This is a genomic window from Mesorhizobium sp. WSM4847 (assembly GCF_055811335.1).
This window is the reverse complement of sequence record NZ_JBVVPY010000024.1, coordinates 98,584-107,199: the sequence shown is the minus strand read 5'-3', so window position 1 is coordinate 107,199 and position 8,616 is coordinate 98,584. Positions and strand designations below refer to the sequence as shown.

At 62.9% G+C, this 8,616-nt stretch carries 9 protein-coding genes; 1 reads left to right on the top strand and 8 read right to left on the bottom strand.

The annotated features are described in order from the left end of the window. Positions 1 to 244: 244 nt before the first annotated feature. Complete coding sequence (locus AC0L28_RS28000; RefSeq protein WP_091591417.1) at positions 245 to 568, bottom strand: TfoX/Sxy family protein; 324 nt, start codon at positions 566 to 568, stop codon at positions 245 to 247. 90 nt (positions 569 to 658) lie between these two features. On the opposite strand from AC0L28_RS28000, the gene AC0L28_RS27995 reads away from it, so the two are divergent. Then, positions 659 to 1,156 (top strand): GFA family protein, encoded by a 498-nt coding sequence (locus AC0L28_RS27995; RefSeq protein ID WP_091591419.1) that lies wholly within the window; start codon positions 659 to 661, stop codon positions 1,154 to 1,156. A 132-nt stretch (positions 1,157 to 1,288) separates the two neighbouring features. Here the strand turns inward: AC0L28_RS27995 and sufA are convergent, their stop codons facing one another. The 7 genes from sufA to AC0L28_RS27960 all read right to left on the bottom strand — a co-directional run bounded on the left by sufA (position 1,289) and on the right by AC0L28_RS27960 (position 8,536). Further along, the gene (gene sufA / locus AC0L28_RS27990) at positions 1,289 to 1,669 is read right to left on the bottom strand and encodes a Fe-S cluster assembly scaffold SufA (RefSeq protein WP_287061847.1); all 381 of its coding nucleotides are present in this window, start codon (positions 1,667 to 1,669) and stop codon (positions 1,289 to 1,291) included. Positions 1,670 to 1,758: 89 nt separating this feature from the next. Then, entirely contained in the window at positions 1,759 to 2,151 is a 393-nt protein-coding gene (locus AC0L28_RS27985; protein WP_027154153.1) for an SUF system Fe-S cluster assembly protein, read from the bottom strand. Between the two features lie 5 nt (positions 2,152 to 2,156). Continuing rightward, complete coding sequence (locus AC0L28_RS27980; protein WP_287375997.1) at positions 2,157 to 3,398, bottom strand: cysteine desulfurase; 1,242 nt, start codon at positions 3,396 to 3,398, stop codon at positions 2,157 to 2,159. Positions 3,399 to 3,587: 189 nt separating this feature from the next. Then, positions 3,588 to 4,856: a Fe-S cluster assembly protein SufD gene (sufD, locus tag AC0L28_RS27975; protein WP_473481480.1), complete on the bottom strand. Its 1,269-nt coding sequence runs from the start codon at positions 4,854 to 4,856 to the stop codon at positions 3,588 to 3,590. A 43-nt stretch (positions 4,857 to 4,899) separates the two neighbouring features. After that, on the bottom strand, positions 4,900 to 5,655 hold the full coding sequence (sufC, locus tag AC0L28_RS27970; protein WP_023798289.1) for a Fe-S cluster assembly ATPase SufC: 756 nt from the start codon (positions 5,653 to 5,655) through the stop codon (positions 4,900 to 4,902). A gap of 30 nt (positions 5,656 to 5,685) precedes the next feature. Beyond that, positions 5,686 to 7,203 (bottom strand): Fe-S cluster assembly protein SufB, encoded by a 1,518-nt coding sequence (sufB, locus tag AC0L28_RS27965; RefSeq protein WP_027154150.1) that lies wholly within the window; start codon positions 7,201 to 7,203, stop codon positions 5,686 to 5,688. Between the two features lie 187 nt (positions 7,204 to 7,390). Continuing rightward, positions 7,391 to 8,536, bottom strand: a complete 1,146-nt coding sequence (locus AC0L28_RS27960) for a cysteine desulfurase family protein (protein WP_473481484.1) — start codon at positions 8,534 to 8,536, stop codon at positions 7,391 to 7,393. Positions 8,537 to 8,616: the final 80 nt, after the last annotated feature.

The window sequence follows — 8,616 nt, the reverse complement described above, 5'->3', positions numbered from 1 at the left end:
CCCCCCCCCCCCCCCCCCCCCCCGCCCCCCCCCCCCCCCCCCCCCCCCCCCCCCCCCCCCCCCCCCCCCCCCCCCGCGGGGCCGCCCCCCCCCCCCCCCCCCCCCCCCCCCCCCCCCCCCCCCCCCTGGCGGGGGTGGGGGGGGGCCCCCCCCCCCCCCCCCCCCCCCCCCCCCCCCCCCCCCGGGGAGAGGGTCGGCGCCAACCTGGAGCGATTGTCTTTAGCTGAGTGGCTAGCGGACGCACCTATTTGCCGGCACGCAGCCCCGCCTCATAGGCCAGGCGTGCCCAGACCGCCATCTCATCCGGGTCGTCGAAGGCGCTGTCGGGAACGCTCCAATACGGCATCGACACCAGCTTGCCGTGCCGCGACCCCGTATAGGTCCATTGCCGGCAGCCGGCCGCCTCGAATTCGGGCGCGCTTTCCGCATCGGCTTTCAGCATCAATTCGTCACGAATGACGATGGCGACGATCACGCCGTCGAAATAGATGCCCTTGCCGCCGAACATCTTGCGAATGCTGACCGGTCCGAGGCCTTCGAAAAGTTCGGCAATGCGTTCATTGTCCATGCGGCGATCATGTCACCCGGATTTCCCCTTGTCATCGCCGCAGCCGGCGCCATCCTGACAAGTTGAAAGCCAATTTCGTCGGAGTTTTTCATGCCGCTTCTGCTCAAAGGGTCCTGCCGGTGCAATGCCGTCCGCTTCGAGGTGGAAAGCCACACGCCGGTGCCGTTCATGCTGTGCTACTGCTCGATCTGCCGCAAGCAGCAGGGCGGCGGTGGCTTTGCCATCAATCTCGGTGCCGATTTCGAGACGCTGAAAATCAAGGGCAAGCGCCATCTTGGCGTCTACCAGGCCGAGATCGAGGACGACGAGCATCCGCAATGCGAGATCTCGTCAGGCGAGCGGAATTTCTGCAAAAAATGTGGTTCGGCACTGTGGCTCTATGACCGGACCTGGCCGGAACTGGTCCACCCCTTCGCCTCGGCGATCGACACAGACCTGCCGAAACCGCCTGAAAAGGTGCACCTCATGCTGAAATACAAGGCGAACTGGGTCGAGCCCGAAATCGGCAAGGACGACAAGGTCTTCGACGTCTATCCCGAGGAATCGATCGCAGACTGGCACAAACGAACGGGAATGTGGGTGGATTAGCATTTCTTCGCCCCGTTTACGGGTAGAAGATGCCGGCAGGCAGATGAGGGCGGCGCAACCATCACAGGGCCGGCGCTGCCCCTCATCCGGCCCTTCGGGCCACCTTCTCCCCGTAAACGGGGAGAAGGGAAATCAGGCCGATGCGCGCGCCTCGGCCAGGGCCTTCAGATCGGCCGGCTTGAGCTCCACCGATTCGCCGCAGCCGCAGGCCGAGCTCTGGTTCGGGTTGCGGAAGGTGAAGCCGGTGCGCAGCGTCGTCTGCTCGAAATCCATCTCGGTGCCGAACAGGAAAAGCGCTGCCTCAGGCGCGACATAGACATGGGCGCCGTCGCGCTCGATATGATCGTCCTTGGTGTTGGGCTCGGTCACCAGATCGACCGTATATTCCATGCCGGCGCAGCCGCCCTTCTTGATGCCAAGGCGAATGCCATGCGCATTCTCACGGGTCGCGACGATCTCGCGAACCCGATCGGCAGCCTTTGCGGTCATCGTGATGACGGCGAAGCGTCCCATTCTTTTTCTCCGCGTTCGCGCAGGTTCAAGGCCTGCGGAATGAGTCTTCACCTAAAATGGTGAAGTTTTCTGCCTGGCGCAAGTGCGCCTCAATACCAGCCCACCGCGACCTGCGCCTCCTCCGACATGCGGTCGGGCGACCAGGGCGGATCGAAGGTCATGTTGACCTCGACGCCGGAAACGCCTTCGACGGCGCCGACGGCATTTTCCACCCAGCCCGGCATTTCGCCGGCCACCGGGCAGCCCGGCGCGGTCAGGGTCATGTCGATCTTGACCGAGCGGTCGTCCTCGATGTCGATCTTGTAGATCAGGCCGAGCTCATAGATGTCGGCCGGGATTTCCGGGTCGTAGACCGTCTTCAGCGCCGAAACGATGTCGTCGGTCAGCCGTGCCAGTTCGTCGGCGGGAATGGCCGAGGCGGAAACCACCTCATTGGTTACCGTTTCCGACGTGGTCTCAGCGGTGTGGCCTGCATCATCCATGATCGTCATCCGAAGAACTTTCGCGCTTTTTCGAGCGCATCGGCCAAAGCGTCGACTTCGGCTCTGGTGTTATACATGCCGAACGATGCCCTGCATGTGGAGGTTACGCCAAAACGTTTCAACAGCGGCTGGGCGCAATGGGTGCCGGCACGGACGGCGACGCCTTGCCTGTCGATCACCATCGACACGTCGTGGGCATGAATGCCTTGCAGTTCGAAGGAGATGATGGCGCCCTTGTCAGGCGCATCGCCGAAGATGCGCAGCGAATTGATGGCGCGCAGCCGCTGATGGGCATAATCCCTGAGATCGGCCTCGTGGGCGGCGATGCGCTCGCGGCCGATCTTTTCCATATATTCGAGCGCCGCACCCAGCCCGATCGCCTGGACGATCGGCGGCGTGCCTGCCTCGAAACGGTGCGGCGGATCGTTGTAGGTGACGATGTCTTGCGTCACCTCCTCAATCATCTCGCCGCCGCCCATGAACGGGCGCATGCGCTCCAGCATGTCCTTCTTGCCATAGAGCACGCCGATGCCCGAGGGCCCATAAACCTTGTGGCCGGTGAAGACGAAGAAATCGCAGTCGAGGTCCTGCACGTCGATCGGCATGTGCACGGCGCTCTGGCTGCCGTCGACCAGCACCGGAATGCCGCGCGCATGCGCGATGCGGACGATCTCCTTGATCGGCGTCACGGTGCCCAGCGCATTCGACATGTGCGTGATGGCGACCAGTTTTGTGCGGTCGGTCAGCCGTTTCTCGAACTCCTCGATGTGGAAGATGCCGAGATCGTCGACCGGCACCCAGACCAACTTCGCGCCCTGCCGCTCGCGGATGAAATGCCACGGCACGATGTTGGAATGGTGTTCCATGATCGACAGGACTATTTCATCGCCCTCGCCGATATTGGGCATGCCATAACCATAAGCAACGGTGTTGATCGCCGCGGTCGTGTTCGAGGTGAAGACGATGTTGTCGGTATCAGGCGCGTTCAGAAATCTTTGCACAATCTTGCGCGCGTTCTCAAAGGCGTCGGTCGCGGCATTCGACAGGAAATGCAGCCCGCGATGGACGTTGGCATATTCCTGGGCGTAGGCGTGCTGGATGGCGTCGAGCACGGCCTGCGGCTTCTGCGCCGAGGCGCCGTTGTCGAGATAGACCAGCGGTTTGCCGTAGACTTCCCGCGACAGGATCGGAAAGTCGCGGCGGATCGCCTCGACGTCGTAGGGGATGTTTTCGACTTTCTGGTCCATCTCGAAGTCCTTGCTACGCCGCGTTCCTTCCAGCACCCCTCATCCGTCTTGGCGCTACGCGCCAATCCACCTTCTCCCACAAGGGGAGAAGGAGAGGCGCTCTTCCTTCTCCCCTTGTGGGAGAAGGTGGCCGAGCGGAGCTCGGTCGGATGAGGGGTGTTGGCCGAAGCGCCAAACCCTCACCCACTGTCACCCGTGCGCCGCGAACCAGCCGTCGAGCCTCGTTTCCAGCGCCTCGACGATCGCTTCGTCGTCGAGTTCCTCGATCACCTCGGCGACGAACGCCTTGACCAGCAGGCCACGAGCGGCCTTCTCGTCGATGCCGCGCGCCATCAGGTAGAACAGGTGGCTGTGGTCGATCTCGGTGACGGTCGCGCCATGGCCGGAGACGACGTCGTCGGCGAAGATTTCGAGCTCAGGCTTGGTCGAGAACTCGCCGTCATCCGACAGGAGCAGCGTGTTGCAGGCCATCTTGGCGTTGGTCTTCTGCGCGTATTGGTGGACGTTGATGCGCCCCTGGAAGACGCCGCGCGCTCTTCCCGTCACCACGTTGCGGATCACTTCCGTCGAAGCCGTGTGCGGCACCGCATGGTCGAGCACCATGGTCACGTCGGTATGGGTATCACCAGCAAGCAGGTTGATGCCGCGCAGCGTGAAATCGGCGCCTTCGCCTGTCGTTCTGACCACGATCTCCTGGCGCACCAGCTTGCCACCGGCATTCATCACGAACAGCGTCAGCTTCGCATTTTTGCCAAGATGCGCCTTGAACTGGGCAAGATGCGTCGCCGTATCCGGCTGCTCCTGCACGATCAGCCAGGTCACCTCGGCGCCCTCGTCAAGCAGAAGCTGGCTGACCGAACTGACGAGTGCGGCGCCCTCGCCCGCCTGGCGCTCGACGATCACGGCCTTGGCGCCGGCGCCGACGCGGACGCTGAGGCGGACATGCGTCTGGCCGCCGGCCTGCAGGTTCTGCAGTTCGATCGGCTTGTCCAACTCGGTGCCGTCGGCAATGTCGACAAAATAGCCGTCGGCAACGAAAGCGGTGTTCAGCGCGCCGATGGCATCGTCGGCGCCGTAGAGGTCGAGGCCCGGTGCGATGCTGCCGTCGGTCAGCTTCTCCGACAGGCGCTGCACGGCGATGCCCTCGATTTCAGGCATTTTCGCACTGGACACGCCGTTGAGCACCGGCAGGACAGCGGATCCTTCGACGACAGGCGCAATGGCTTTTGGGGCGGCTGCGGGATCGAAATCCGGAACCGAAGTCAATAGGCGTCGCAGGTCGGTGTAGTGCCAGGATTCGATGCGCCGCGTCGGCAGGCCGCTCTTAATCGCCTCGATGGCGTCGTCGCGCTTCAGCATCACCGTGCCGTCGCCGGGCAGCAACGACAGCCGGTCGCTGAAGGCGTCGATCAGCGCCGTTTCGGCCGGCGTTCGCTGGGGTGTCGTATGTATATTCATCGGTCTCGCCTTGTTTGGCTTGCCTTCTTGGCCTTCTGGCATCTCACGCAGCTTGGCCGATCACGCCGGCATAGCCATTGGCCTCGAGGTCGAGCGCCAGCGACTTGTCGCCCGACTTGACAACCTGGCCTCTGTACAGCACGTGCACGCTATCCGGCACGATGTACTGAAGCAGGCGCTGGTAGTGGGTGATGATGACGATGGCGCGGTCCGGCGCGCGCAACGCGTTGACGCCTTCCGAAACGATCTTCAGCGCATCGATGTCGAGACCTGAGTCTGTCTCGTCGAGCACGCACAGCTTTGGCTCCAGAAGCTTCATCTGCAGGATCTCGGCGCGCTTCTTCTCGCCGCCGGAAAAGCCGACATTGAGCGGCCGCTTCAGCATCGCCATGTCCATGTCGAGCAAGGCGGCGGCATCCTTCACGCGCTTCAGGAATTCCGGGATCTTCAGCGGCTCCTCGCCGCGGGCCTTGCGCTGCTCGTTCATCGCCACTTTCAGGAATTCCATCGTCGCCACACCGGGTATCTCCATCGGATACTGGAAGGCGAGAAAAATGCCTGATGTGGCGCGCTCGGCCGGGTCCATTTCGAGGATCGACTGGCCGTTGTAGAGAATGTCGCCTTCGGTCACCTCATAATCCTCGCGCCCGGCGAGGATGTAGGACAGCGTCGATTTTCCCGAGCCGTTCGGCCCCATGATGGCGGCGACCTCGCCGGCTTTCACCGTCAGGTTCAGGCCGCGGATGATCTCGGTGCCGTCATCGACGATGCGAGCATGCAAATTTCTGATTTCAAGCATTTTTTCTTTTCCTGAAAATTTTCGGTCCGGTCAGCCGACCGAGCCCTCGAGGCTGATCCCAATCAGCTTCTGCGCCTCGACCGCGAATTCCATCGGCAGTTGCTGGATGACGTCCTTGACGAAGCCGTTGACGATCAGCGCGATCGCCTCTTCTTCGGGAATGCCGCGCTGCATGACGTAGAACTTCTGGTCCTCGGAAATCTTCGACGTCGTCGCCTCATGCTCGAACTGCGCCGTTGCGTTCTTGGCTTCCATGTAGGGCACGGTGTGCGCGCCGCACTGGTCGCCGATCAGCAGCGAGTCGCAGTTGGTGAAGTTGCGGGCGTTGGTCGCCTTGCGGTGCGCCGAGACCTGGCCGCGATAGGTGTTCTGCGAGAAGCCGGCGGCGATGCCCTTGGAGATGATGCGGCTCGACGTGTTCTTGCCGAGATGAATCATCTTGGTGCCGCTGTCGACCTGCTGGTAGCCGTTCGACACGGCGATCGAATAGAACTCGCCGCTGGAATCGTCACCGCGCAGGATGCAGCTCGGATATTTCCAGGTGATCGCCGAGCCGGTCTCGACCTGCGTCCATGAAATCTTCGAACGGTGGCCGCGGCAGTCGCCGCGCTTGGTGACGAAATTGTAGATGCCGCCCTTGCCTTCGGCGTCACCGGGGTACCAGTTCTGCACCGTCGAGTATTTGATCTCGGCATCGTCGAGCGCGATCAGTTCGACAACCGCAGCGTGAAGCTGGTTCTCGTCGCGCTGCGGCGCCGTGCAGCCTTCGAGATAGGAGACGTAGGCCCCTTCCTCGGCGATGATCAGCGTGCGCTCGAACTGGCCGGTGTTCTTCTCGTTCATGCGGAAATAGGTCGACAGTTCCATCGGGCAGCGCACGCCCTTGGGCACGAAGACGAAAGAGCCGTCGGTGAACACCGCCGAATTCAGCGTGGCGTAGAAATTGTCCGAGGTCGGCACCACCGAACCGAGATATTTCTTCACCAGTTCCGGGTGCTCGCGGATGGCTTCCGAGATCGAGCAGAAGATGACGCCGGCCTGCGCCAGCTCCTTCTTGAAGGTGGTGACAACGGAAACCGAATCGAACACCGCGTCGACGGCGACGCGGCCCGACTTGTAGACATTGTCGCTGGCTTCCTCGAGTTCCGACGCGTCGGTCTTCTGCACACCGGCGAGGATCTCCTGTTCCCTCAGCGGGATGCCGAGCTTTTCATAGACCCTCAACAGTTCGGGGTCGACGTCGCTCAGCGATGTCGGTCCTGGCGTGCTCTTGGGCGCCGCATAATAGTAGAGGTCCTGGAAATCGATCTTTGGATAGTGGACGCGCGCCCATTTCGGCTCGTCCAGCGTCACCCAGCGCCGATACGCTTCCAGACGCCATTCCAGCATCCAGGACGGCTCGTCCTTCTTCGCCGAAATGAAGCGGATAATGTCTTCACTCAGGCCCTTTGGGGCCTTGTCCATCGCGATTTCGGTCTGGAATCCGTATTTGTATTGGTCGACGTCGATCTTTCGAACCCGATCGATCGTGTCCTGCACAGCAGGCATCAGCGTTCTCCATCCACGCCGGGGTCAAGGCCCGGCAGTTTTCAAACTATGGCACCGCGAAACCAGTACCCGCGAGGCACCCGAGGCGGCGTAAGTTCCATATAGTGCGTCCCTGCCGGGAATTCACCCGGCCACCATGAAACGCACGGCTCTACCAGGCCAAAAAGCCTGCGTTTGTTTGCCGCGCTCAGGCCGCTTCTTCCCTGCCTGCGCGGCGTGAGGCAATGCCGGCCAGCGCAGTGCGGAACAGTTCGATGTCCTGCGCGCTCGTTGCGTGGCCGATGGACACGCGCAAAGCGCCAAGGCTGTCATTGTATCCCATGGCTTTCAGCACATGGCTCGGGCCGACCTTGCCCGACGAACAGGCGGAACCGGCCGACAGCGCCACGCCGGCGAGGTCGAAGGCGATCTGCGCCGTCTCGGCCTTGATGCCCGCAATAGCGAAGAATGTCGTGTTGGCAAGCCTCGGCGCGCCGGTTCCGAAGATCTCCGCATCCGGCACCAGCGTTTTCACGATCGCCTCGATCTCATCGCGGCGGCTGCCGACGGCGTCGATGCGCTTCAATCCGATCACGGCCTCGCGCGCCGCTGCGCCAAAGCCGACAATCGCGGCCAGGTTTTCGGTGCCGCCGCGATGACCCTTTTCCTGGCCGCCGCCGGCGATCAACGGCCTTGGCATCATCAGATCCGCGGCGGCGATGATGGCGCCAACGCCCATGGGGCCGCCGATCTTGTGCGAAGACAGAATCAAGTAATCGGCATAACCCGCTGACATATCGAGCGGAATGCGACCGGCTGCCTGCACGGCGTCGACGACCAGGATGCCGCCTGCCGCCTTGACGATTTCGGCGATGCGCCCGACCGGCTGGATGACGCCGGTCTCGTTGTTGGCGGCATGGATCGCCACCAGCGGCAGGCCGTCCGCCTTGTCATGACGGCCAAGTGCCGCCGCCAGCGCGTCCAGCCTGACAATGCCGTCGGCGTCGACGCCGACGCGTGTTACCCGGGCTGCCGGAAAGCGCCCGCCGTTCAGCACACAAGGATGATCGGCTTCGCAGACATAGAGCCGGCTCATGCGGACAGTGCCGCGCCCCATCTGCCAATCCGGCGTCAGCAGCGTCGAGGCGGATTCCGTCGCACCGGAGGTGAACACGACATGCTCGGCGCCGGCGTTGACCAGCAGCGCCACATCGCGCCTTGCATTCTCGATCAGCCGCCGTGCGGCACGACCTTCGGCATGGACCGACGACGGGTTGGCGGCAGTATCGAGCGCGGCAATCATTGCCGCGGGGGGCGCCGCGCCCCCGCGGCCGCGGGGGATTGTTTTGGGGATTTGGGGGGGTTGGGGGCGGATTTTTTTGTTTAGGGGGGAGAAAAAGCCAAAAGCGGCGGGAAAGGGGTATTTTAGTTTTT